This is a genomic window from bacterium, from assembly GCA_026414725.1.
Lineage (GTDB): Bacteria > Ratteibacteria > UBA8468 > B48-G9 > JAFGKM01 > JAAYXZ01.
Map to the genome: position 1 here is coordinate 9,372 of JAOAIL010000009.1, position 23,275 is coordinate 32,646.

24 protein-coding genes, 1 tRNA gene and 1 pseudogene are annotated in these 23,275 nt (G+C 36.1%); 23 read left to right on the plus strand and 3 right to left on the minus strand.

Annotated features, from left to right (window positions below):
• Positions 1-11 precede the first annotated feature (11 nt).
• The 13 genes from N3D17_04510 to N3D17_04570 are packed head-to-tail and all read left to right on the plus strand — an operon-like array spanning position 12 to position 12,446.
• A complete protein-coding gene (locus N3D17_04510) occupies positions 12-1,313 on the plus strand; it encodes a CsgG/HfaB family protein (GenBank protein ID MCX8082639.1) in 1,302 nt (433 codons plus the stop codon).
• The gene (locus tag N3D17_04515) at positions 1,310-2,083 is read left to right on the plus strand and encodes a type III pantothenate kinase (protein ID MCX8082640.1); all 774 of its coding nucleotides are present in this window, start codon (positions 1,310-1,312) and stop codon (positions 2,081-2,083) included. Before N3D17_04510 ends, N3D17_04515 begins: the two co-directional genes overlap by 4 nt.
• Positions 2,061-2,642, plus strand: a complete 582-nt coding sequence (locus N3D17_04520) for a biotin--[acetyl-CoA-carboxylase] ligase (GenBank protein ID MCX8082641.1) — start codon at positions 2,061-2,063, stop codon at positions 2,640-2,642. Before N3D17_04515 ends, N3D17_04520 begins: the two co-directional genes overlap by 23 nt.
• Complete coding sequence (locus N3D17_04525) at positions 2,639-3,910, plus strand: hemolysin family protein (protein MCX8082642.1); 1,272 nt, start codon at positions 2,639-2,641, stop codon at positions 3,908-3,910. Before N3D17_04520 ends, N3D17_04525 begins: the two co-directional genes overlap by 4 nt.
• The gene (lysS, locus tag N3D17_04530) at positions 3,903-5,330 is read left to right on the plus strand and encodes a lysine--tRNA ligase (GenBank protein ID MCX8082643.1); all 1,428 of its coding nucleotides are present in this window, start codon (positions 3,903-3,905) and stop codon (positions 5,328-5,330) included. Before N3D17_04525 ends, lysS begins: the two co-directional genes overlap by 8 nt.
• Positions 5,327-6,847, plus strand: coding sequence for a murein biosynthesis integral membrane protein MurJ (gene murJ, locus N3D17_04535; protein MCX8082644.1), 1,521 nt, complete (start codon positions 5,327-5,329; stop codon positions 6,845-6,847). The genes lysS and murJ overlap by 4 nt, the downstream gene beginning before the upstream one ends.
• Entirely contained in the window at positions 6,848-7,468 is a 621-nt protein-coding gene (locus tag N3D17_04540) for a site-2 protease family protein (GenBank protein MCX8082645.1), read from the plus strand.
• A 14-nt stretch (positions 7,469-7,482) separates the two neighbouring features.
• Positions 7,483-7,788 carry a DUF1844 domain-containing protein gene (locus N3D17_04545; protein ID MCX8082646.1) on the plus strand — a complete coding sequence of 102 codons (306 nt, stop codon included), beginning with the start codon at positions 7,483-7,485 and terminating at the stop codon, positions 7,786-7,788.
• Positions 7,751-9,028: an excinuclease ABC subunit UvrC gene (locus N3D17_04550; GenBank protein MCX8082647.1), complete on the plus strand. Its 1,278-nt coding sequence runs from the start codon at positions 7,751-7,753 to the stop codon at positions 9,026-9,028. The genes N3D17_04545 and N3D17_04550 overlap by 38 nt, the downstream gene beginning before the upstream one ends.
• Complete coding sequence (gene obgE, locus N3D17_04555; GenBank protein MCX8082648.1) at positions 9,021-10,031, plus strand: GTPase ObgE; 1,011 nt, start codon at positions 9,021-9,023, stop codon at positions 10,029-10,031. The genes N3D17_04550 and obgE overlap by 8 nt, the downstream gene beginning before the upstream one ends.
• Entirely contained in the window at positions 10,006-11,112 is a 1,107-nt protein-coding gene (gene prfB / locus N3D17_04560) for a peptide chain release factor 2 (GenBank protein MCX8082649.1), read from the plus strand. Before obgE ends, prfB begins: the two co-directional genes overlap by 26 nt.
• The gene (locus N3D17_04565) at positions 11,088-11,717 is read left to right on the plus strand and encodes a hypothetical protein (GenBank protein ID MCX8082650.1); all 630 of its coding nucleotides are present in this window, start codon (positions 11,088-11,090) and stop codon (positions 11,715-11,717) included. Before prfB ends, N3D17_04565 begins: the two co-directional genes overlap by 25 nt.
• 18 nt (positions 11,718-11,735) lie before the next feature.
• Entirely contained in the window at positions 11,736-12,446 is a 711-nt protein-coding gene (locus N3D17_04570) for a vitamin B12 dependent methionine synthase (GenBank protein MCX8082651.1), read from the plus strand.
• A gap of 156 nt (positions 12,447-12,602) precedes the next feature.
• Here the strand turns inward: N3D17_04570 and N3D17_04575 are convergent.
• Together N3D17_04575 and N3D17_04580 are read right to left on the minus strand one after the other, a co-directional pair.
• A tRNA-Ser gene (locus tag N3D17_04575) sits at positions 12,603-12,687 on the minus strand.
• A gap of 100 nt (positions 12,688-12,787) precedes the next feature.
• Entirely contained in the window at positions 12,788-13,714 is a 927-nt protein-coding gene (locus N3D17_04580; protein MCX8082652.1) for a transglutaminase domain-containing protein, read from the minus strand.
• A gap of 289 nt (positions 13,715-14,003) precedes the next feature.
• Between N3D17_04580 and N3D17_04585 the strand changes: the two genes are divergently transcribed.
• Positions 14,004-14,948, plus strand: a complete 945-nt coding sequence (locus tag N3D17_04585; GenBank protein MCX8082653.1) for a sugar kinase — start codon at positions 14,004-14,006, stop codon at positions 14,946-14,948.
• A gap of 118 nt (positions 14,949-15,066) precedes the next feature.
• Here N3D17_04585 and N3D17_04590 read toward each other — a convergent pair whose 3' ends face one another.
• Positions 15,067-15,327: a hypothetical protein gene (locus tag N3D17_04590; GenBank protein ID MCX8082654.1), complete on the minus strand. Its 261-nt coding sequence runs from the start codon at positions 15,325-15,327 to the stop codon at positions 15,067-15,069.
• Positions 15,328-15,438: 111 nt separating this feature from the next.
• Between N3D17_04590 and N3D17_04595 the strand changes: the two genes are divergently transcribed.
• The 9 genes and pseudogenes from N3D17_04595 (at position 15,439) to N3D17_04635 (ending at position 23,274) form a co-directional block, all read left to right on the plus strand.
• Entirely contained in the window at positions 15,439-16,110 is a 672-nt protein-coding gene (locus N3D17_04595; protein MCX8082655.1) for a GntR family transcriptional regulator, read from the plus strand.
• Positions 16,111-16,185: 75 nt separating this feature from the next.
• Entirely contained in the window at positions 16,186-17,373 is a 1,188-nt protein-coding gene (locus N3D17_04600; protein MCX8082656.1) for a glycoside hydrolase, read from the plus strand.
• Positions 17,366-18,457 (plus strand): glycoside hydrolase, encoded by a 1,092-nt coding sequence (locus N3D17_04605; protein MCX8082657.1) that lies wholly within the window; start codon positions 17,366-17,368, stop codon positions 18,455-18,457. Before N3D17_04600 ends, N3D17_04605 begins: the two co-directional genes overlap by 8 nt.
• 138 nt (positions 18,458-18,595) lie before the next feature.
• Positions 18,596-18,643 (plus strand): annotated as a pseudogene (locus N3D17_04610) (hypothetical protein).
• On the plus strand, positions 18,638-19,174 hold the full coding sequence (locus N3D17_04615) for a trimethylamine methyltransferase family protein (protein ID MCX8082658.1): 537 nt from the start codon (positions 18,638-18,640) through the stop codon (positions 19,172-19,174). The pseudogene N3D17_04610 and the gene N3D17_04615 overlap by 6 nt, the downstream one beginning before the upstream one ends.
• A gap of 155 nt (positions 19,175-19,329) precedes the next feature.
• Positions 19,330-20,643, plus strand: coding sequence for an aminotransferase class III-fold pyridoxal phosphate-dependent enzyme (locus N3D17_04620; protein ID MCX8082659.1), 1,314 nt, complete (start codon positions 19,330-19,332; stop codon positions 20,641-20,643).
• A gap of 9 nt (positions 20,644-20,652) precedes the next feature.
• Positions 20,653-21,576 (plus strand): Gfo/Idh/MocA family oxidoreductase, encoded by a 924-nt coding sequence (locus N3D17_04625; protein ID MCX8082660.1) that lies wholly within the window; start codon positions 20,653-20,655, stop codon positions 21,574-21,576.
• The gene (locus N3D17_04630; GenBank protein ID MCX8082661.1) at positions 21,577-22,356 is read left to right on the plus strand and encodes an SDR family oxidoreductase; all 780 of its coding nucleotides are present in this window, start codon (positions 21,577-21,579) and stop codon (positions 22,354-22,356) included.
• A 12-nt stretch (positions 22,357-22,368) separates the two neighbouring features.
• The gene (locus N3D17_04635) at positions 22,369-23,274 is read left to right on the plus strand and encodes a dihydrodipicolinate synthase family protein (protein MCX8082662.1); all 906 of its coding nucleotides are present in this window, start codon (positions 22,369-22,371) and stop codon (positions 23,272-23,274) included.
• The last annotated feature ends 1 nt before the right edge of the window (position 23,275 follow it).

Consider the following 23,275-nt stretch of genomic DNA (forward strand, 5'->3'; position numbering starts at 1 on the left):
AGGAGGTAAAGATGAACCGAAAAGTCCTGATAATTGCATTCAGTTTTATTATTTGTTCATTCTTCCTCAGAGCAGAAGAAGTAAAGACAAAGGTCACAACAGGTGGGGCATCAGCTGCTGATATTGTTTCTTATCAGGGACCAAAGGCAAGGATTGCTGTAGGTAGTTTTGAAGTAAAGGCAGCCAAAGCGTATGGGAGGATTGGTGAGGGTATTCAGGATATGCTTATAGATGCACTTTTCAAGACAAACAGGTTTATCGTACTTGAAAAGGCGGCACTTGCAGACCTCCAAAGCGAATATGAATTGGGTGAGAGTGGATGGTCATCTGAAGCACCTACCAAAGGAACTTTTGAGTCAGCGGATATTATTCTTACAGGTGCTATTACTGCGTTTGAGCCGGACTATAGAGGAACAGGTGGTGGTGGAGTTGTTATTCCTCTTCCCTTAAAGATAGGTGGTGGGTTGAAAGTAGAGAAGAAAGAGGCATATATAGCAGCGAGTATTCGTCTTGTGGATGTTAAAACACGAAGGGTGATAAAAACAGGGACTGTTGAAGGGTATTCTTCAAAGTCAAGTTTAGGGATTATAGGTGGTGGTTTAATAGGTCCTGTGGCTCTCGGCGTAGGTTTTGAGAATTATAAGAACACTCCTATGGAGAAAGCAGTTATGATAATGCTTGAGAATGCGATAAAAGAGATAGTGGATAGTGTCCCTGCAGAATATTACAGATATACTGCTGAAGGTAAACAGGTTCCATCACAAGGAGAGAAAAAGACATTAGGTATAGTGGGTGGACTGGATAAATTCAATCCAGGTGGAAGTGTTGTGTGGTCAGAGGATTTTACAAAATATGGTACTGGAGAAGTGCCTGAGGGATGGACATTAAACAAGACATCTGTAGAAATTGCAGAGTATGAAGGTAAAAAATGGATAAGATTTTTAAATTCAGGTACCATACAAAAGAAAGTAAAAGTAAGTTCTGATTATTCACTTGAACTGACATTTTTTGCGCCTGATACTGCAACATCTTTCTCATTGAAATATGGAGATATGCCAGAGTGTGAGATAACTGGAAATTCCTTGAAGATAGGAGGTATTTCCGGTGGTACATTAAACAGGGACAATATCCATACACTTGCTGTTTCAAGGAAAAATAATCAGGTGGTTTTTTATCTCAATGGAAAAAGGATATATACAACAACACCACAGGGTAGTTTATCAGAAAATGTAGTTATCTCTACAAAAGGTATAGATATAAATCAAGGGCAGGAGTGTATTCTTACAGATATGAGGATAGCAGAATATAAATGAGGGAAGGTATAGAAAGAAAAGGATTAATTACAGTGATGGAAACCATCGGCATTGAGGTTGGAAACAGTAATGTAAAGATAGGGCTTTTCTATAAAGAAAGATTGGTTAAGGTGATAACCTTCCCCACAAAAGATATTGAATGTTTTAAAATACCTGCTTTCTGGAACAATAGAAAACCTGTATTAATAGGGATTGCATCAGTCGTTCCACAGATAAACACGCTTTTGAAAGAGAAGTTCAGCATATACAAAAAAAAAGTTTTTTTTATCACCCCTTCTTTATGTGGAATACCTTTAAAAATTAAAAATCCTGATAGGGTAGGTGTGGACAGGGTATTAAACTGTAAAGCAGCGATAGAGTTTTTTAATTCTGATGTGGTTGTTATTGATATAGGTACTGCTATTACAATGGATTATGCCTCAAGAAAAGGTTTCTTTGGCGGGGTTATAATACCGGGACCTTTTCTCTGGAAGGGTGCATTGACTTCGACAGCACTGATAAAGGATATAAAGGAGGTAAGGGCAAAAATACCGGGGAAGGATACATCAGAGGCAATATGTAGCGGGATAAGATATGGGATACCGGGAGCAATAAACAGTATAGTTTCTGTTTATAAGAAAAGATACCCTTCTGTAAAGGTGGTTCTTACAGGTGGAGGGAGTAAGGAATTCAATAAAGGTATAGAGTTTGATATAATGAGGAAATATCTTGGTCTTGAAGGTCTCGGTATGGTGCTTTATGGAATGTATGGAAAAACAAGAAGAATGTGAAAGGATAATAATAGAGGGTATCCCTGTATATTTTTTTGGTAATGTTATCTCAACTATGGATTTAGCGGATACTTTTTTAAGTGAAGGTAAGACAGGGATAGTTGTTGCAGAACAGCAGGAAAAGGGCAGGGGAAGATATGGAAGAAGGTGGTTTTCTCCGAGAGGGGGGCTTTATCTTTCATGGATTTTGAAAGAAGAGCATTTATATCCCCTTTTCCTTTCTGAAATGCTATCTTTAAGTATAGTGAAAACATTAAGATATTTTGGTATAGATTGCAAAATTAAACTTCCCAATGATATAATAACAGGAGGTAGAAAGATAGCAGGTATTCTTATTGTAAAAAAACAGGGCTGGTATATTGCAGGAATAGGAGTAAATCTGAACAACCCTGTTGAAGATGAAACACATCAGGTATCTGTAAAGGATATTACTGGTAGACAGGTGGATAAGAAAAAAGTAATTGAATATTTTATAAAGGCGTTTTTGCATTACAGAGATGAATTTTACACGGACTCCAGCAGACCTTTAAAACAATGGGGTGAATATCTTATAAAATGAGTGAATCTGACTTGTTCTGGTATATAATCACTATTATCATACTCCTAATACTCTCTGCTTTTTTCTCAGCAGCAGAGGCAGCATTTATCTCTTTTGGTAGACACCACTTCCAGAAGATTTCTGAAAGGGATGAGAAAAAGGCGAGAAGGTTGGAATTCTGGTTTGAAAATCCTAATAGAATCCTTGTAACCACACTGATAGGCAACAATATAGTGAATATATCTGCTTCTATTATAGCAGCAACATTGACATATAATTATCTGCACAGGATAAGTGCTACTCTTGTAGCGGGGATAATGACATTTATGATACTTGTTTTTGGGGAGATTATCCCGAAGAGTTTAGCAAAAAAATATGCAGAGAAGATTGCATATTATTTTACATTCCCTGTTATGTTTTTCTGTATTCTTCTTAACCCGGTGGCAAAGTTTCTTATTGGTATCTCCCATCTTTTTGTTCGTCTGTTCGGTGGAAGGATAGAAAATATTATGCCTGTTTTAACAGAAGAAGATATAAAAGCAATGATTATTGCTGGAGAAGAGGAAGGGATTATTGAAGAAGAAGAGAGGGATATGATAGACAGCATATTTGAATTGGGAGATAAGATGGTAAGAGAGATTATGACACCGAGGGTTAATATCATTTCTGTAAAAGAGGAGACATCTATTGAAGATGTTGTAAGGGTAATGGCACGGGAAGGTTATTCAAGATTGCCTGTTTATAGAGAAAGTATTGACAGGATAACAGGGATTATCTATATCAAAGATATTATAGGGCATAGAGTAGAAGATGTAGAAGGATTAAAGGCGAAAGACCTTATGAGAGAACCATACTTTGTCCCTGAAAGCAAAAAGGTCAAGGATTTAATGAAAGAACTTCAGGAAAAGAAGATACAGATGGCAATAGTGGTGGATGAATATGGTGGTACAGGAGGACTTGTTACAATGGAAGACCTCGTTGAGGAGATAGTCGGTGAAATTTCCGATGAATATAAGAAAGAACCGAAAGAACTTTATGTATTACCGGATGGTGATTTTCTTATCTCTGGTGGCACAGAGGTTGAGAAAGTAAATGAGGAAATAGGCGTGGGTATACCTGAAGGTAAATTTGAGACACTCGCGGGTTTTGTCCTTGACAGATTTGGCAGGTTCCCTGTAAAAGGAGAGAGTTTTGTGTATAATAACTATCAATTTACAGTTCAGGAGTCGGATAGAAAAAAGGTTATAATGGTAAAGATTAGAAAACTTAAGGGGAATGATTATGAGTGAAGAGATAAAAAAACAGCGGATTGAAAAGATAGAAGAACTTAAAAAGAGAGGCATTGATGTTTATGGAAGGGCATTTACTAAAAAGGAGATATCACTTATTAAAGAGGGTGAAACTGGTGTAAAAACAGCGGGCAGGATTATGGCAATGAGACATCATGGGGGGTCTTCTTTCCTTGATATAAAAGATAGTACAGGGAAAATACAGCTCTATTTTAAAAAGAACATCTTAGACGAAGAAACACTTTTTGTATTTAACCATTTAGATATAGGTGATATTATAGGGGTTGAAGGAGATGTATTTAAAACAAAAACAGGAGAGATTACTATACTTGTTAAAGATCTTACTCTCCTATCAAAAGCGTTAAATCCATTACCAGAGAAGTGGCATGGACTCAAAGATGTGGAGATAAGGTTTAGAAAGAGATACCTTGACCTTATTATGAACCAGGATGTAAGAGAGGTTTTTAATAAGAGAGTAAAGATAATACAATACATAAGGGAGTTTCTAAATAATATTGGATTTATTGAGGTGGATACCCCTATGATGCATCCTATACCAGGTGGAGCTGAAGCAAGGCCATTTATCACCTACCATAATACACTTGATATGAACCTTTACTTAAGGATTGCTCCTGAACTATATCTGAAAAGGTTATTGGTGGGTAATTTTGAGAAGATATATGAAATCAACCGTTCTTTCAGAAATGAGGGTATTTCTCCATTGCATAATCCTGAATTTACAATGCTTGAACTATATTCTGCTTATGGTGATTGTAAAGAAATGATGGAAATAACAGAGGGACTAATCACATCACTTACAGAGAGGGTAAATGGTACTCTTACATTAGATTATCAGGGCAAAAGGATAGATATGTCTTTACCATGGAAAAGGATAAAATGGTCTGAAGTGTTTTCAAATGAAGGTATTTCTGATTGGAAAGACAGAGAAGCAGTACTTAAAAAGGCAGAGGAGGAGGGTATTGAACTGACGGATGATGATAAAGGGAATATATTTGAAGTACTGGATAAGATATTCAAGAAAAAGATACAGCCAGAACTTATAAACCCTACATTTATCCATCAATATCCTGTAGAGATTTCACCCCTCGCAAAGTCATTACCGGACAGGAAAGATATGGTAGAAAGGTTTGAACTTTTCATTGGAGGACTTGAGATAGCAAATGCTTATTCAGAACTTAATGACCCTTTTGAGCAGCACAGAAGGTTTTTAGAAGCAGTCAACAAACAGACAGGTAATAAAGAGAAGATGGTTGATGAAGATTATATTGAAGCACTTGAATACGGAATGCCTCCTGCAGGAGGACTTGGTATTGGTATAGACCGTCTCGTTATGCTTCTTACAAATGCTTCCTCCATAAGAGAGGTGATATTCTTTCCGCTTTTAAGACCCAAAAAATGAGTTCAAAAAAAATTATCAGAGCCGTTTCAATTGTCTCTTTAGGAACAATAATTGCCAGGGTTTTTGGACTTGCCAGAGAGATTGCAACCGCAAATTTCTTTGGTACTATCTCAATATATGATGCTTTTCTTCTTGCTTTTATGATACCAAATTTTTTCAGAGGACTTATTGCAGAAGGAGCACTCAATACTGCTTTTATACCTGTTTTTACTGAATATGCCATTGATGAAAATAAAAGGGCAGAAGGGAAGGATATATTCAATATCTGTTTTACCATCTCTTTAATCATTACAACCTTTTTATTTTTACTTATTCTGGGTGTAAGTTTTATATCAGCAGGAATAGTAAGCGAGACATCAAGGTGGCATAGTGTATGGATATTGGTGAGATTTACATTTCCATATCTTATATTTATATCGCTTGCTGCAATCAACACAGGTATTTTGAATGTTCACAAGGACTTTTTCCTTCCTTCATTATCTCCTGTTGTTCTGGATATATTCTGGATAGCAGTACTTTTCCTTATCCTGCCATTAATGCCTGCTATTCCGGAACATCAGATATTTGTTTTGTGTGCAGGCGTTATATTGGGTGGAATGGGTCAATTTGTTTTTACGCTAATGCCTGTAATTAAAAGGGGATATATACCCCATCTGAATTTTAATTTTACACATCCTGCTGTTAAAAGAATGGGATTGCTTCTTGCTCCTATGGTAATAGGAGTTGCTGTAACACCTATTAATCTTCTCGTGGATAACTCTCTCGCATATACTTTATATGAAGGGGCTGTTTCTGGTTTATGGTATAGTACCCGTATATTTCAGTTGCCTCTGGGTGTCTTTGCTATCTCAATATCAACAGCAGTACTACCATGGTTTTCAGAAAATATCTCATCAAATAATCATAAAGAATTTATCAAAAACCTTATTTTTGCCACACGTATGCTTGTCTTTTTACTGCTACCTTTTACCTTTGGAATGATAATTCTTAAGACAGAAATAGTAAAAATTCTTTTTGAAAGAGGGATGTTTACCGCAAAATCAGTTGAACTCGTTGCTTCCCCTCTTGCTTTCTATTCTCTGGGATTATTAGGATATGGTGGTGCTTCTGTATGGAGTAGGGCATTCTATGCCTGTAAAGATACAGCCACACCTGTAAAGGTCGGGATATTAAGCATACTGGTAAATTTCATTATGGATATTATCCTGATGCAGTTTATGGGACACAACGGGATTGCACTTGCTACATCTATTGTTGGCATTACAAACTTTATACTTTTAGTTATCCTCTTTAATAGAAGACATATGTGTATTGACTTGAAAAAAGAGCGCCTGTTTTTTTTCAAAATAATCCTTGCCTGTATACTTACAGGATGTTTCCTTTATATCAGTAAGAGAGTACTATCTCCAGTTCTCTCCTTGCCCCTGCTTCTTCTTTCCTGTATAATAGTTGCTGTGCTCGTCTATATCTTTTCCACAGGGATTTTAATAAAGATACGGAGGTTGAAAGAAGAATAAATGGAACTTATTTCAGTTATATTTATACTTTTTATTGTATTTTTTTCTGTTGTTATGCATGAGTTCTGTCACGGATATGTTGCTTATCTTAATGGAGATGACACAGCAAAGTTGATGGGGCGACTCACCCTCAATCCCCTGCCTCATATTGACCCATTCAGTACAATACTACTGCCCGTCCTTCTTCTCTTATTAAGTGGTGGAAGGTTTGCTATAGGAATGGCAAAGCCAGTTCCCATTAACCCATTTAATTTCAGAAACTATGACAAAGGTATGTTATCTGTAGGTATAGCAGGTCCTGGTAGTAATATAGTTATAGGAACATTTCTTGCAATTATTTCCCGATTGTTTTTACATAGTCCTTTAGTCCAGTTTATTATTATAGGTGCTTTAATCAACTTTGTACTTGCTTTTTTCAATCTCATCCCTATACCTCCTCTTGATGGTTCAAGGATTTTAAGTGTTTTTTTACCCGGGCGGATAAGGTACAGATATGAACAGATGGAACGGTATGGTATCATAATAGTGATGATTTTTGTATTCGCGGGTGGGCTGCAATGGCTCTGGCCATTAAGTTCTGCAGTTGTTAACTTTATTGCAGGAAGCCGGGTAAACTTCTAAAAAAGGAGTAAAAAATGGAAGAGGGACTTTTTGTCTTTATTGTTTCATTTTTTGCTGACTGGGGTTGGCAGGCACTGGGTAAGGTTGCAAATCCTGTAACAGGCAAGACAGAAAAAAACCTTACACTCGCAAAGCAAATAATAGATATAATGGAGATGTTGAGAGAGAAAACAAAAGGGAACCTTACAAAGGATGAAGAGCGAATCCTTAATGCTACTATTACTGAATTGCAGTTAAACTATGTTGATGAGTTAGAAAAGGAGAGAGCCACCCATAAAACAGATGGAGAAAAGAAAGAGGATACAGAAAAAACTGGCTGATGTCCCTGATATCCCTGGTGTGTATTTGATGAAAGATAAGGGAGGAGAGGTAATATATGTGGGGAAGGCGGTCTCTTTGAGAAAAAGGATTACATCATATTTTTACAGGACAGATACCAGTCCTAAAAACATTTCCCTGATTTCAAATATATATGATTTTGAATTTATTCCTGTGGCATCAGAAGCAGAGGCACTTATCCTTGAAGATAATCTTATAAAAAAATATCACCCCAAATATAACGTAAACCTTAAGGATGATAAAAGTTATCCATATGTGAAGATTACAGAAGAGAAATTTCCATCTATTAAGATTGTCAGAGAAGAAAATGATGGTGTATCCAGATATTTTGGACCATTTACAAAGGTTGAACTTTTAAAAAGTATACTTAAGTTTATAAGGAGGTATTATCCTGTAAGAAATTGCAGGTATAATCTGGAGAAGAAAAAGATAAGGTTATGTACCCAGTATTATATAAGAAGATGTTCAGGACCATGTGAGGGAAAGATATCAGAAGGAGAATATAAGAAACTTATAGAGGGAATAAAGTCATTTTTTGAAGGAAACTATCAGGACTTTATTAAAAAATTGAAGCGAGAGATGAAACAGGCAATAGAAAAACTTGAGTTTGAGAAAGCAGAAGAGATAAAAAGGCGTATTTTTATGCTTGATGAGATGAAGAAAAGATTTCCCTTAAGGGATGAAAAGGCACTTTTTTCTTATGGGGAAAGCAATGTCTTACTCCGGCTAAAGGAGATATTGCATCTTGAGAATCTTCCATATCACATAGAGGGTTACGATATCTCAAATATTCAGGGTGATTCTGCAACTGGATGTAAGGTCTCTTTTAAGGGGGGAGTTCCTGATAAAGAAAATTACAGGAGATATAGAATAAAGACAGTTAAAGGAATTGATGATTGTAAGATGCTGGAAGAAGTTCTTACGAGAAGATTTGATACTCCAGAAGAGAGAAAAGAAATGCCTTCTCTTATCCTTATAGATGGAGGAAAAGCGCAGCTTAATACCGCATTGAAGGTTCTGGAGCAAATGAATATTAATATTCCTGTTATATCACTGGCAAAACGGGAGGAAGATATATACATTAAGGGATTTAAAAAACCCCTTCATTTAGATAAGACATTGCCAGAGATGCATCTTCTTCAGTCAATACGTGATGAAGCGCACAGGTTTGCTATTGCCTATCATAGAAAATTAAGGAGTAAGGGTATAAGGAATGGCTAAATTTATTGATGAAGCAAAGATATGGGTAAAGGCAGGTGATGGTGGAGATGGTTGTGTTGCTTTCCGAAGAGAAAAGTACATCCCCAAAGGAGGTCCTTCGGGAGGCAATGGTGGTAAGGGTGGTGATGTGATATTCAGGGCAAAAAAGGATATCCGTACACTTATTGATTTTCATTACAGACAGCACTTTAAAGCGGAAAAAGGGAGGAATGGAGAGGGAAATAACAGGGAAGGAAAATCAGGGGAAGACCTTGTAGTTCCTGTTCCTGTTGGTACAATAATATCTGAAATAAAGGATGATAAAGAGATTTTTCTGATTGACCTTTCACAGGATGGTATGGAATATATTGTGGCTAAAGGTGGTAAAGGAGGAAGGGGCAATGCCTCCTTTAAGTCGTCTACAAATCAGGCACCGAGGAAGGCAACACCAGGTGAAAAAGGAGAAGAAAAATATCTAAAACTTGAATTAAAACTTCTTGCAGATGCAGGAATTATAGGATATCCCAATGCTGGTAAGTCAACGCTTATATCAAAGGTCTCTTCGGCAAGGCCAAAGATTGCTGACTATCCCTTTACCACACTTGAGCCCCATTTAGGTGTAGTGAATCTCGGTGAATTCAGGAGTTTTGTAATAGCAGATATCCCGGGTATTATAGAGGGTGCATCTGAAGGTAAAGGGCTGGGGCATAAATTTTTGAGGCATATAGAAAGGACAAAGGTACTGATACACATTATTGACCTATCAGTTCCAGATGCGATGAAAAGATATTATAATATAAGGGAGGAGATTGAAAGATACAGCAAGAATTTGAGTGAAAAACCAGAGGTTATTGCAGGTAATAAAATTGACCTTGATGTATCAAAGGAGAATATAAAAATTTTAAAAGAAAAATTCAGCGATATCTATTTTATTTCTGCTCTTACTGGAGAAGGACTTAAAGAACTGATGGAAGCGGTCTGGAGGATAATAAATGAGTATAGAGATAAACCAGATGAGAGATAAGTATAAGGAAATAGTGGAGATATGGGAAGGGATAAAAAATAAATTTGATATTCCATCTCTACATAAAGAGTTTTTATTGCTTGAGGAAGAAAGAGCGAAAAAGGGATTCTGGGATCCGAGGATTGAAAGGGATAAAATGGACAGGTGGAACCTTCTTAACGAAAGAGTTTCATCTGTTATGGAGATAGACAGAAAGATAGATAACCTCAAAACTATTATAGAACTCCTTTCTCATCAATATGATGAGGAGATAGAAAAAGAAGGGATTAAAGAGATTGAGGATATAGAAAATAGTGTTGCTAAAATAAAAAAGACACTTATCTGGAATTCAGAAGAGGATACAAAGAATGCAATAGTGGAACTTCACGCAGGTGCAGGTGGAACAGAAGCATGTGATTGGACAAGTATGCTATGGCGATTGTATTCAAAGTGGGCTACCAAAAAAGGTTTTGACGTAGAAGTGGTGGATTTTTTACCGGGTGAAGAGGCAGGTATAAAACACCTTACAGCTATAATATCAGGTCCTTATGCATATGGATACCTTAAAGGTGAAAGCGGTGTTCATCGTCTCGTAAGAATTTCTCCTTTTGATGCAAATAAAAGAAGGCATACGAGTTTTGCTGCTGTAACAGTATTACCTGAGATTTCTAAGGATATTAACATTGAAATAAAGGAGGAAGATATAGAGATGGAGACATTCAGGTCAGGTGGACCTGGCGGTCAGAATGTCAATAAGGTTTCTACAGCGGTACGTTTGAAACATATACCTACAGGTATTATTGTTCAGTGTCAGACAGAGCGTAGTCAGTTTAAAAACAGAGAACTTGCAATGAAACTTTTAAAAAGCCGTCTCTATCAGAAACAACTTGAAGAACAGCAAAAGGCAGAAGCAGAGATGCGTGGAAAGCAAAAAAAGATAGAATGGGGCAGTCAGATAAGGTCGTATATATTCTGTCCATATACACTTGTGAAAGACCACAGAACAGGTTTTGAGGTAGGTAATGTTGAATCAGTGATGGATGGCGAGATAGATGGATTTATAGACGCAGAACTTGAATGGCTTACAAAAAATCAACAATGAAAGTTCTTATTACAGCAGGACCCACGAGGGAATATATTGACCCTGTGAGATTTATAAGTAATCCTTCAACAGGGAAGATGGGATATCTTATAGCAGAAGAGTGTGTAAGAAATGGCTATGAGGTTATCCTCATAAGTGGTCCTGTATATCTGGAAATACCCTCAGGGATTAAATGTATAAAAGTTGAAACAGCGGAAGAGATGAGAAAATCGGTCTTGAAATATTTACCACAAGTAGATGTTCTTATTATGTCTTCTGCTGTAAGTGACTGGAGACCTGCAAAAAAGTCAAAAGAAAAAATAAAGCAAAAAAAGGATTGGTCTCTTAAACTTATTCCTAATTCTGATATACTAAAAGAAGTGGCGAAGATAAAGGGAGATAAACATAAGATAATTGGGTTCGCACTTGAGACAGAAGATATTATAAAAAATGCTGAAAAGAAACTGAAGGAAAAGAAACTTGATTTAATTGTAGCAAATACACCTGAATTTTTCGGAGAGGGGAAACCATCAAAGGTTATTTTCATATCTAAAGAGGGACAAGTTATAGAGTACAAAAAGATAAAAAAGGAAGAGGTAGCAAAAAAAATAGTTTCTTTCCTTTAATCTCACTTGACATATAAAATGGATAAACTAATAATAACTTCTAAAGATGGACTATTTTTACTCTCCTGTATTCCCTTTCGGTTTGTTTTAGAAGATATAGCGCAAAAGTTTAAGATTTTCCCTAACAGTAATGAATTTTCTATCTTAAAAAATATGTTAAGAGAAGCAGAAGAGATTGCTATTCCAAAGGCAGTATATAAAATCGGATATATTGATAAAAAAACAGAGAGTAGTGTGGTTATTAATGGTATAGAGTTTCAGAGTAGAGTATTGAGAGTAAATCTTGAAGATGCAGAAAGAGTATTTTTATATGTAATAACCTGTGGAAGAGAACTTGATAATTGGTCAAAAAAATATACAGACCCATTTTTTAGTTATATAACCGACTACGTAAAAGAATTAATTTTACGTTCTACAATAAATTTTTTCTTTGATTATATAAAAGATACATATAAAATCCCGAAATTTTCAAAGATGGCACCTGGTTCTCTTAATGACTGGCCTATCCAGCAACAGAGAAAACTTTTTGAAACTATCGGGGATGTAGAAAATACAGCAGGAGTTATACTTACAGATAGTTTTCTCATGATTCCTTCAAAATCCGTATCAGGGATTATCTTTCCTGCAGAGATAACATTTGAAAGCTGCATGCTATGCCCGAGAGAAAAATGTCCGTCCCGTCGTGCTCCTTACAACAGTTCCCTGTGTGATGAAAAATATAAGTTATAGGGTACATTTTAGGTAATTTAAGGAACAAGATGTAATTAATATAACTACGGGTTTTCTGTAATGAAATTTCACTTAATGAGTGGAATATACCCCATAAACTGTAAACTATGTGCTCGGAATATTGTGTTAAGGATGTGCCCGGAATATACCAAGAAGCGGAGGGTGAGGGACTCGAACCCCCATGTCCCGCGAGGGACGGCGGATTTCAAATCCGCTGCCTTACCAGTTAGGCTAACCCTCCGAGAGATAGATAGTATACCTTATTCTTTATCCTTTATGCAATAATCCGGTATTCCTCTAGTCTTTCTGAAATGAATTTGGAAATATGTATTAAATATGACTTAAATTAATAGGAAAATAAGGAGTCCTAAAAATTCAAGTATTAGACAGATTTGAGTGATTTTACTGCATATTTCTAAGTTACATCCTTCTTTTTCTTTATATTGTAAACCCAGTGGTAAATGTTTCTCTTTTAATATAGTATATCTAATCCCTTTTTGTGTGTTTTCACCTGAAAAAACAAATGTAAATCTATTAGTTAATGCTGACGTAAGTTTTGTAATGGAAGGGATGGGTTCTTCATCAGTTTTATTATTGAAAAAGGAAATTTCAGGTGGATGGTTATTTTCGTAGGCATGGATTACTTCAGTAGTTGATAGAGGGATATTGTTTGAAGAAAAATAAAGTCCAAAGCTGGGGTCTATAAGTACCCATTTGTCAAATTCAGAAATATAAAATTCAGATGTTACATGCCCTTTTAGCCATAAAACTCTTGAAGGAATACCATAGGACTGTGCTATGGAAGCAGCCAGTCGTGCATACCCATCACATAAAAATCTATATCTCTTCATATCCTTTAGAATTAAATGAGGTTCCCAGTAATAGTAGTGAACTTTATCATCTCCAAATTTTAAACTGTTTCTGACACTTTTACATATATTTATTACTTTTACAAAGGTGGAAGTATTTTTTTCAACATCAATATTCAAAAAGGTAAGTTCATGTTTGTTCAGTATTACAGGAAATTTATAGTCAAATACTTTATTTTTGACCTGTATTTTCATTTGTTGGTCAGGTCCCTGATTAAAAACTTTATAGTCATCAATAGAAATAATTCTTACCAATAATAGAGGATTTTTTATCGTAAAATAAATAGAGCAGAGTAAAATTGATAAATATGTTACAAAAATGATTCTTTTTTCCTTTTTCTTTCTATACCAGTTTGAGAAAAATCTATGAATTTTATCTTTTAACATCTGTTTTAACACACATCTTCCTTAACCATTCTCTTTTGTTAGACACATATATACTATAAAAGGTTTATAGTTTACCGTTTCTTCTCTTTTGAAAAATATGTCTTTTTGAAAAAATGATTAAAAGAAATATATAAAAGGGCTCCCTTATTTATTACATTATAAATTATAAGGAGATTTTAGGACAATAAAGATTTGCAGAAAAGCATGATGTGAATTGAAAATTTAATACAGAGATGTATCTATCAGCAGATTGATGTTTTTAAATATCTATTCTATAATATTGAAAATAGGGAGATATATTATGGAGAACAAAGTGTTTTGTTTCGGACTTATTGTAGGGGATTTCCTCGGTAGACCAGTAAAAGATATACCGGAAAAAGGGAAACTTGTGCTTATAGATAAAGTGGAATTACATATTGGGGGATGTGCTGCAAATACAGGGATTGTCCTTTCAAAATTAGGTATAAGTGTAAGCATTTCTGGTAATGTGGGGGATGATAATTTAGGAAGGTTTTTAATAAGTAAACTTAAAGATGAAGGAGTAGATGTATCACAAATAAAAACAAGCAAGATTAAGAATACCTCTGGTTCTATGGTTATTGTTCATTCTGATGGTGAGAGGTCATTTATCCATTCAATAGGGGCAAACAGTGATTTGCATCTTGAAGAGATTGATTTTGAATATATAAGTAATTTCCCTATTATCCATATTGCGGGAGCACTTCTTATGCCAGGATTTGATGGTAAGCCACTGGCTGAAACATTAAAAAGGGCAAAAAAAATGGGGCTTATCACATCCCTTGATACCGCATGGGATGCAACAGGTAAGTGGCTTGAACTTATTGAAGATGCATTACAATATACTGACTATTTTTTACCGAGCATTGAGGAAGCAAAGATGCTGACAGGACAGACGACTCCGGAGGATATTGCAAAGTTCCTGATGGATAAAGGTGTAAAAAATGTTGGACTTAAAATGGGAGGGGATGGTTCTTTTATATGCAATGAAAAAGAAAAATATAGGTTTCATCCATTAAAGTTTGATGTTGTGGATACTACTGGTTGTGGAGATGCTTATGTTGCTGGATTTATCACAGGAATAGTGAAAGGTTTTTCTTTTGAGAAGTGTGGACTTTTAGCAAATCTTGTAGGAGCAAAGGCAGCCACTGCCATAGGTGCTACTGCTGGAATTACATCATATGAGGATACATTAGAGTTCGGGAAAAAGTTTGGTTATAGATTTTAACTCTCTAAAGGAATTATTCATTTAGAGAGTACATATAAAGATTAAGTTTATTGCTGTATATTAATAATAACTATTTGTCATTTCAAAGAATCCATATCAACTTGAAAATAATATCTATTTAAGGGCCTCTCATATTTTTAAAATTTCTGGATATGAAACTTATATCTTTGGTTATCCAGTTAATTTCATCTGAATATTCAGTTCCTTCCATCTTAATTTTAATTTCTCTATATGTCAGTTTTATAAACCCCTGCAGAATTTGAGATACATAGGTAAATATCGTTATAGATAAGTTAGCAGAAGTAATAAGGTTAGGATTTCTTCCCTTATGGTAGAGGTGCTGGTGGGGGTGAGAATAAAGGAGAGGTCTCATCCTCACCTTTGTCCTCTTCACTCAAAGGAGAGGGAAATGGTTTAAAGTGTTATCTATACCCCTATCCGTATGAACAGTTGACAAAAATTTCTGTGTGGTATAATATGCATACAAAAAATGAAGACAAAGACGAAAGAATTAAGAGAAAAAATCATAGAATATTTGATGAACAGTGGAGATAATAAAGGGATAACAGAGGAAGCGATTGCTTCCTATTTTAAGGTAAGCAGAACCCCTGTAAGGGAGGTATTGAAGCATCTTGAACATGAAGGAATTATACAGACAAAGAGGAAGGCAGGCATTACATTTAAGAAGTTCAATGAAAAGGAGATAAAGGAGATGTATGATTTGCGAGCGTTGCTGGAAGGATTTGCTATAAGGGAAGGTATAAAGAATGTAACAGAAAAAGATATAAGAGAATTAAAAGAATGGGTAAAAATGTTTCATATGGCAGGGGAAAAACATGATATGAGAAAGGTGGAGGAATTGGACAGGTTATTCCATACAAAGATAATAGAATTTTCAAATAACAGATATCTGATTTCTATGGTGAAGAGATTAAATCTTTTCACCAAAGTATTTAAAGTAAAGATATATAAGAAAAACAAATTTTATTACAAGGGATATGATATAAATCCTTATTCTCATACAAAGATAATAAAGGCGATTACTACAGGTAATCCAGATATAGCAGAAGGGTTTGTAAAAAACCATATTTTGTGGGCAAGGGATAATATAATAAAGAATTTGATGAAAGGATCTGATGTAAAAGAGAAAAATATTAAGTAGCATTAGTAGACAGTCAAAGGATATTAACTACAGTTTTAATGCAGGTGAAGTAAAAATGTTTACTGGAGTTACAGGATGGAGATAAGGGTAAAGAGAGAGAAGTTTTTAGGTTATGATGAGAAGGGTAGACCTATAATGCCTTGTTTTATTAGCTATATTTCCAATGAGAAGCCGACTTTAATTCACAGGTATAGCAGGGAGGACTACTCAGATGGATATGATGATTTCACAGATATAATCAGTTATGACAATGGAAGGACATGGACAGAGCCGGTCTTACATTATAAGAGTATAATTACACCTGAAGGAAAGATAAGATATGCAGAATCCGCAGGACTTTTTGACCCTGATACAGAGAAGTTGATAACAATAACAGACAAAAAGTTATATCCAGAAGATAGTTTAGATGTTGACCTGCCCTGGTCAGTTGTATATGAAGAGTATGACCCGAAGAAGAATAGATGGAGTGGAGAGATACCGCTTAATTTTGATATACCCGGTGGGATAGCGGTAAGTTTCTGTAGACCTATAAAGACATCTAAAGGAAGGATTGTATTTCCTGCCCAGAGTTATTATATAGATAAGGATGGTAAGATAGTTCATTGTAAAGGGTGTTGGAATCCTACAGGAATAATTGTTCATATCCTCGGTGATTATAGAGAGAATAGTATTATAGATTGGAAATTAAGTAGTCCGCTTTATCCTGATTTAGAAAAGACATCCGAAGGGTTTTATGAGCCGACAGTGATAGAGAGGAAGGATGGAAGTTTTGCTATGATACTTAGGGGAGATAACAGTATGTATCCAGAGAAGCCCGGATATAAATGGGTAAGTTTTTCTTATGATGGTTGTGAAACATGGACAGAGGCAATTCCGTTGGGATGTGATAAAGGAGAACCGATAGAGTCAAGTTCTACAGGTTCAGTTGTCTTCAGGTCAATAAAGGATGGCAGGGTGTACTGGATAGGGAATTTATGTATAGAAGGGGTGCGTCCGAATGGGAACTGGCCGAGGACACCACTTGTAATAGCAGAGATAGAAGAGGAACTATTTGTAATAAAGAGGGATACGATAAAGGTGATAGACAGGCGGCAGGCAGGAGAACCACCACAACTACAACTTTCTAATTTCAGGATATATCAGGATAGGGAGAATGGAGATGTGGTATTGTTTTTGACAAGATATGCTGAGAGAGGGCATGAAGACAACCGCTGGCTGCTTTCTGACTATTACAGATACAGGATAGAGATAATCAATGATTGAGATAAAAGAAAAGGTAGTTATTTTTGAAAATCCCATACCCAATCTTGTAAGTCGGCATGCCTATTTCCCAGGACTTACAAAAATAAGTGAAGGAGATATTATTGCTTTGTTTAGCATAGGTGAGGCATTTGAATCAATGAATAGCCGGATATGTATCTCACGTTCAACAGATGAAGGAAAAACCTGGAATTTTGAGGGGGCTATATTTAAAGATACATTTAACAATATGGGTCCCTGTACATTGAAACCCACCCTTCTTGATAATAATTCTATTATCGCTATTGGTTATGGGTTTTACAGAGATAATCCTGAAGTTTTTATCAACTTAAAGACAGGTGGACTACCCAAAGGGGTAAATGTCGTTTCTTTTTCTTATAACAGAGGAAAGAGTTGGACTCTTCCTGAAACAATTCCTTTAAGTAGACCGGGTCTTTTTGAAATTTCAGGTCCCTGTATCCAATTGAAAGACGGAGATATCATTGCTTCAGGGACTTCTTTTCCTGACTGGGAAGGAAAGTATCCATCAGGGAAGATAGGTGTTATCTTGAGAAGCAAAGATAATGGAATGTCTTGGGATGATAATACAATCTTTTTCTCTTCCAGAGATATTGTTGCATATGAGTCACGGCTCTGCCAGATGGATGATGGAAGGGTTTTGGTAATGTTATGGCTTTATGATGAAAAAAACAAAAGGAATCTTACAAATCACATAGTGGTTTCTTATGATAATGGTTTTAGTTGGTCAGAACCTATAGATACCGGGATATTTGGACAGGCATCAAATCTTCTCCATCTTGATAAAAATCTGCTTTTATCAATCCACTGTTTTAGAGAAAAAGATGTTGGTTTATACTTAAATATTGTTGAATTTAAAGATTCGTGGAATGTAATTTTCAGTAAAAAGATATGGGGAAATACTGAAGGTAGAGAGATAAAAGGGTTGAAGGATATGGGTAAGTCACTTAAATTCGGACAACCATCTATCTTTCCTGTAAAAGATAACAAAGAATTTTTAGTTGTTTTCTGGGCAGTTGAGGACTGTATAAGTAAAATTTTGGGTTATCGGGTTTGTATTGGAGTATAGATAGGAAAAAATAAATCTGATGAGAGGAAGGAAAAACAGATTGAAGAAAATAAGGAGGCAGAAAGAAGGAAGATAAATGAAAAAGGGCGATAGAGTTGTTTTTCATTTCCAGCAGGTGATTGTAAGCTTCCAGGAAAGTATCATAACGGAGGAGCGAATATTTTATTTGTGGATGGACATGTGGAATGGAAAAGGCTGGCAAAGAGATACAATCTACCATATGGAGTAGAATGTGGTGGGTCTATGGTATATCGGTTTGATGGGCAGAGTGGTGCAGAGGGAGTCCTTTTTATGTTATCCGCTTATCTCTCTGGAGCCAGTATATTAAGTGGTATTGGTTCCTGTTATAATGCGATGGGTATGTCAGCAGAGATGATGGTAATACAAACTACCTGGTTTGAGGTTGCAAAATATCTGACAGAAGGTATAAAGTTTGATGACTTTCAGGAGGCAATGGAAAGTATAAAAAATACAGGTCCTGGTGGAAATTTTTTAACAGATGTCCTTACACTCAAAAACCTTCGCAGTGGTGAGTTTTTTTATAATGAACTTTTTGGCGAAGCGGAAGGGAAATCAATGCTGGAAAAGGCACACAATAAGGTTGAGGAAATGATAAGTAATTTCCAATCACCATTGAAAGATGAACTAAAAGGGGAACTTATAAAGTATTTTTCAGACAAAATTTTCAAAGAGAATAAGAAGGGAGAATCCTTGTAATTTAACTTGGTTCAATGAGGATAAAAAGTATAGGGTGCCTACAGTATCTTAGTGAAAAGAAGTATCCCTATACATTCGCTATGGAGAAAAAATAATTGATATAATCGTTGCGATAGAGGAAAGTATCTCTCAAAAGAGAGTGGTGGAGGTGAAGTATGAATTGTAAAAAGGGGCAGAAATTGTGGGAAAAAGCAAAAAAACTTATCCCTATGGGAACACAACTATTATCAAAAAATGCTGACCTTTTTCTTCCAGAGCAGTGGCCCTCTTATTTTAAGAAGGCAAAAGGTATAGAGGTCTGGGACCTTGATGGAAATAAGTTATTTGATTTTACCATTATGGGTGTTGGTAGTTGTATCCTCGGTTATTCAGACCCTGATGTTAACAGGGCAGTAAAAAAGGTAATAGACAGTGGAAATATGAGCACCTTAAATAGTCCAGAGGAGGTGGAACTTGCAGAGATACTTTTAAAGATGGAACCGTGGGCTGGTAAGGTAAGGTATGTCAGAACAGGTGGTGAGGCGATGGCTGTCGCTGTGAGGATTGCCCGTGCCTTTTCAGGTAAGGATAAGGTTGCATTCTGTGGTTATCACGGCTGGCATGACTGGTATCTTTCCGCAAACCTCTCAGAAGATAAAGCCCTTGATGGCCATCTTCTACCAGGACTGAAACCGCTCGGTGTTCCGCGGGCTCTTTTAGGAACTGCTTTCCCGTTTACATATAATAAGATAGAAGAACTGGAAAGGATAATGGAGAGTAATAATGATATAGGTGTGATAGTGATGGAGCCAATCAGAAATTATTATCCAGAAGATGGATTTATACAAAAGGTAAGGGAGATTGCGGATAGATATAAGGCAGTCCTTATATTTGATGAGATAACGAGCGGGTTCAGGATGAGGTTAGGTGGTGCATATAAAATTTTTAATGTAATACCTGATATAGTTGTTTATGGTAAGGCAATAAGTAATGGTTATCCTATGGCAGTTATTGTGGGTAGGTCAGAGGTGATGGAGAAGGCAGAGGAAAGTTTTATAAGCAGTACATACTGGACTGAAAGGATAGGACCTGCTGCAACAATTGCAACGATAAAGAAGATGAAGGAAAAGGATGTACCATCACACCTTATAAAGATAGGGAAGAAGATAATGGATGGCTGGAGGGTAGTATCAGAAGAAACAGGAGTGAAGATAAATGTATCAGGTATACCACCACTTCCAAAATTTTCTTTTGAGTATGAGAATTCAAGAGAACTGATGACACTTTTTACACAGGAGATGCTGGAAAGGGGCTTTCTTGCACGGGAAAGTGTATATGTCTCTTACAGTCATAAAGAAAAAGAGGTTGATAGGTATCTCTGTGCTGTAAAGGAAGTATTTAATGTGATAAAAAAAGGAATGGAGAAGGGCAGGATAAGAAAAATGTTGAAAGGTCCTGTTGCAGAGCAGGGTTTCAGACGGCTTACATAAAAAAAGAAAATGAAGAAATTGGCATTTATAGGAACAAATGAAGGGAATGGGCACATATTTTCCTGGAGTGCTATTATAAACGGAAGATATGATAAGGAAAAGATGGAAAAGTGTGGTTATCCTGTAATCCCTGAATATCTTTCAAAAGAGCCACCTGAAAATTTAGGGATAAAAGATGCCTATGTGTATTATGTATGGACTGAAGATAAAAAATATGCTGAATATGTGGCAGAGACAACATATATAAATGAGGTTGTGGATAGACCTGAAGATGTGATAGGTAAGGTGGATGGTGTTGTTATAACGACCGATATAGGTTCCACCCACCTTAAACTTGCAAAGCCATTTATTGAGGAGGGTATCCCTGTTTTTATAGACAAACCACTTACGGACAATATAGATGATCTGAAGGAGTTTATAAGATATTTCAAGGAAGGCAGTCCCATACTTTCCTCATCAAGTTATAGATATTCAAAGGATATAGAGGACTTTTGGAAGAAAAATAATGAAAAGATAGAGTTTGTAAGGTGTATAATGAATAAGTCCTGGGAGAGATATGGAGTGCATGCAATGGAAGGGTTATATAAAATCCTCGGAGCAGGGATTAAGAGTGTTATAAACTTGGGAGATGGCAATATAAATGTGGTGTATATTGAGTATAACGATGAAAGGAAGGCAGTCATTGAAAACATTTATAATTCTAAAATTACCGGATATGATATTTTCACTCCCGAAAACACCTATACTATAAAAGATACACACACGTTTTATATGTTTAAAAAACAGATGGAGACATTTGTGAGGTTTATTGATGAAAGAAGATATCCCTATCCATATGAAGAAACAATAGAAATAATAAAGGTGATCATAGCAGGGATAATATCAAGAAAAGAGAAAAGAAAAGTGGAACTGAAAGAGATGGAGGTGGGATAGATGGGTATTCTGGAAAAGTTTTCATTAAAGGATAAGGTAGCAATAGTAACAGGTGGTGCAGGGCTCTATGGCAGGTGTATTGTTGAGGGGCTGGCAGAAGCAGGTGCGTATGTTTACATTGTATCAAGGAATGTGGATAATTGTAATAAACTGGCGGAGGAGTTAAAAAAGAAGGGTTATAATGTTTCAGGTGGAGAACTGGACCAGGCAGATACAGAAAGTATAATTCGGCTTAAGGAGAGAGTAATTACTGAACAGGGCAGGATAGACATTCTCGTAAATAATGCTGTTTTAAGACCTATGAAGGGACCGGATGGACCAATAGAGGACTTTGAACTTTCAATGAAGGTCAATGCGGTAGGTGTTGTGAATATAACAAGAATCATTGCAGAGGAGATGAAAAAGCAGAGGTCAGGGGTGATAATAAATATCTCATCCATATATGGTGTGCTCGGTGTTGACCCTTATCTTTATGAAGGGACTGATATGGGAGTTCCACCACCTGACTATTTCTTCCACAGGGCAGGTATTATAAATATTACAAGGTATTATGCTTCTCTTCTTGGTCCTTATAATATAAGGGTGAACTGTATATCCCCTGGTGGGTTTTTTGCCAATCAGCATCCAGAGTTTGTTGAGAGATACAATAAAAAGACATTTTTAGGGAGGATGGCAAACACTGAGGATATTAAAGGTGTAGTTGTGTTCCTTGCTTCAGAAGCAAGTTCATATATCACAGGCGAAAATATTATGATGGATGGAGGACTTTCAGTAAAATGAAAGGGAGAATATATGGAAAACAAATTTTACGGTATCTATGCAGCACTTTTAACCCCTTTTAATGAGAAAGGGAATGTCTGTGAAAAGCGGTTGAAAGGACTTGTAAGGTTTCTTATTTCAAAAGGGATAAATGGACTGTATGTATGCGGTGGAACAGGAGAAGGACTTTCAATGGATATAGAGGAGAGGAAGAAGGTAGCAGAGATAGTAAAGGAAGAGGCAGGGGATAGGGTGAGGATAATTGTCCATGTGGGAGGTGCTCTAAATACAAAAAATGCAGTTGAACTTGCAAAACATGCAGAGATGATAAGAGCAGATGGGATAAGTTCTATCCCACCTATTTATTATAAGTTTAACTTCAATGAGATTTATGAGTATTACAAAAGAACGGCAGAAAGTATCTCATTACCATTTTTTATCTATTACATTCCTGCAACCACAGGTGTTACTATCCCTGTTGATAAATTCCTGAAACTTTTAGAGATAGAGAATATCAAAGGGTTGAAATATACAAACTATGATTTTTATACACTTCAGGATATTTTAATAAAAGCAAAGGGTAGATGGATTGCATTTTCAGGTCCTGATGAGATGTTTTTACCTGCGCTTACTATGGGTGTTTCTGGCTGTATCGGTTCCACGCAGAATGTATTACCTGAAATTTTTGTAGATATATATAAAAGTTTTAAGGGATGTGATATAAAAAGGGCGATGGAGTTGCAGAAAAAGATTACAGTTGCTGTCTCGCTATTAAAAAAATATGGTGATTGTATTGCCTCATGGAAGACAGCGCTGAAGTTCAGAGGAATTGATGCTGGTTATGGAAGAAGTCCTATGAAGGAAACACTTACTGAAGAGGAAGAAAGAACATTTTATAAAGAATGGAAAGAGGTATTTCCTGAATATATAGAAAAATAAT

Bases quoted from the DNA above. Each gene is read 5' to 3' on its own strand.
- N3D17_04565 (MCX8082650.1), top strand. From the start codon at position 11,088: ATGGCTTACAAAAAATCAACAATGAAAGTTCTTATTACAGCAGGACCC.
- N3D17_04515 (MCX8082640.1), top strand. From the start codon at position 1,310: ATGAGGGAAGGTATAGAAAGAAAAGGATTAATTACAGTGATGGAAACC.
- N3D17_04525 (MCX8082642.1), top strand. From the start codon at position 2,639: ATGAGTGAATCTGACTTGTTCTGGTATATAATCACTATTATCATACTC.
- N3D17_04540 (MCX8082645.1), top strand. From the start codon at position 6,848: ATGGAACTTATTTCAGTTATATTTATACTTTTTATTGTATTTTTTTCT.
- obgE (MCX8082648.1), top strand. From the start codon at position 9,021: ATGGCTAAATTTATTGATGAAGCAAAGATATGGGTAAAGGCAGGTGAT.
- N3D17_04570 (MCX8082651.1), top strand. From the start codon at position 11,736: ATGGATAAACTAATAATAACTTCTAAAGATGGACTATTTTTACTCTCC.
- N3D17_04620 (MCX8082659.1), top strand. From the start codon at position 19,330: ATGAATTGTAAAAAGGGGCAGAAATTGTGGGAAAAAGCAAAAAAACTT.
- murJ (MCX8082644.1), top strand. From the start codon at position 5,327: ATGAGTTCAAAAAAAATTATCAGAGCCGTTTCAATTGTCTCTTTAGGA.
- N3D17_04550 (MCX8082647.1), top strand. From the start codon at position 7,751: ATGGAGAAAAGAAAGAGGATACAGAAAAAACTGGCTGATGTCCCTGAT.
- N3D17_04600 (MCX8082656.1), top strand. From the start codon at position 16,186: ATGGAGATAAGGGTAAAGAGAGAGAAGTTTTTAGGTTATGATGAGAAG.
- N3D17_04605 (MCX8082657.1), top strand. From the start codon at position 17,366: ATGATTGAGATAAAAGAAAAGGTAGTTATTTTTGAAAATCCCATACCC.
- N3D17_04625 (MCX8082660.1), top strand. From the start codon at position 20,653: ATGAAGAAATTGGCATTTATAGGAACAAATGAAGGGAATGGGCACATA.
- N3D17_04510 (MCX8082639.1), top strand. From the start codon at position 12: ATGAACCGAAAAGTCCTGATAATTGCATTCAGTTTTATTATTTGTTCA.
- N3D17_04545 (MCX8082646.1), top strand. From the start codon at position 7,483: ATGGAAGAGGGACTTTTTGTCTTTATTGTTTCATTTTTTGCTGACTGG.
- N3D17_04630 (MCX8082661.1), top strand. From the start codon at position 21,577: ATGGGTATTCTGGAAAAGTTTTCATTAAAGGATAAGGTAGCAATAGTA.
- N3D17_04585 (MCX8082653.1), top strand. From the start codon at position 14,004: ATGGAGAACAAAGTGTTTTGTTTCGGACTTATTGTAGGGGATTTCCTC.
- N3D17_04520 (MCX8082641.1), top strand. From the start codon at position 2,061: ATGGAAAAACAAGAAGAATGTGAAAGGATAATAATAGAGGGTATCCCT.
- N3D17_04635 (MCX8082662.1), top strand. From the start codon at position 22,369: ATGGAAAACAAATTTTACGGTATCTATGCAGCACTTTTAACCCCTTTT.
- lysS (MCX8082643.1), top strand. From the start codon at position 3,903: ATGAGTGAAGAGATAAAAAAACAGCGGATTGAAAAGATAGAAGAACTT.
- N3D17_04595 (MCX8082655.1), top strand. From the start codon at position 15,439: ATGAAGACAAAGACGAAAGAATTAAGAGAAAAAATCATAGAATATTTG.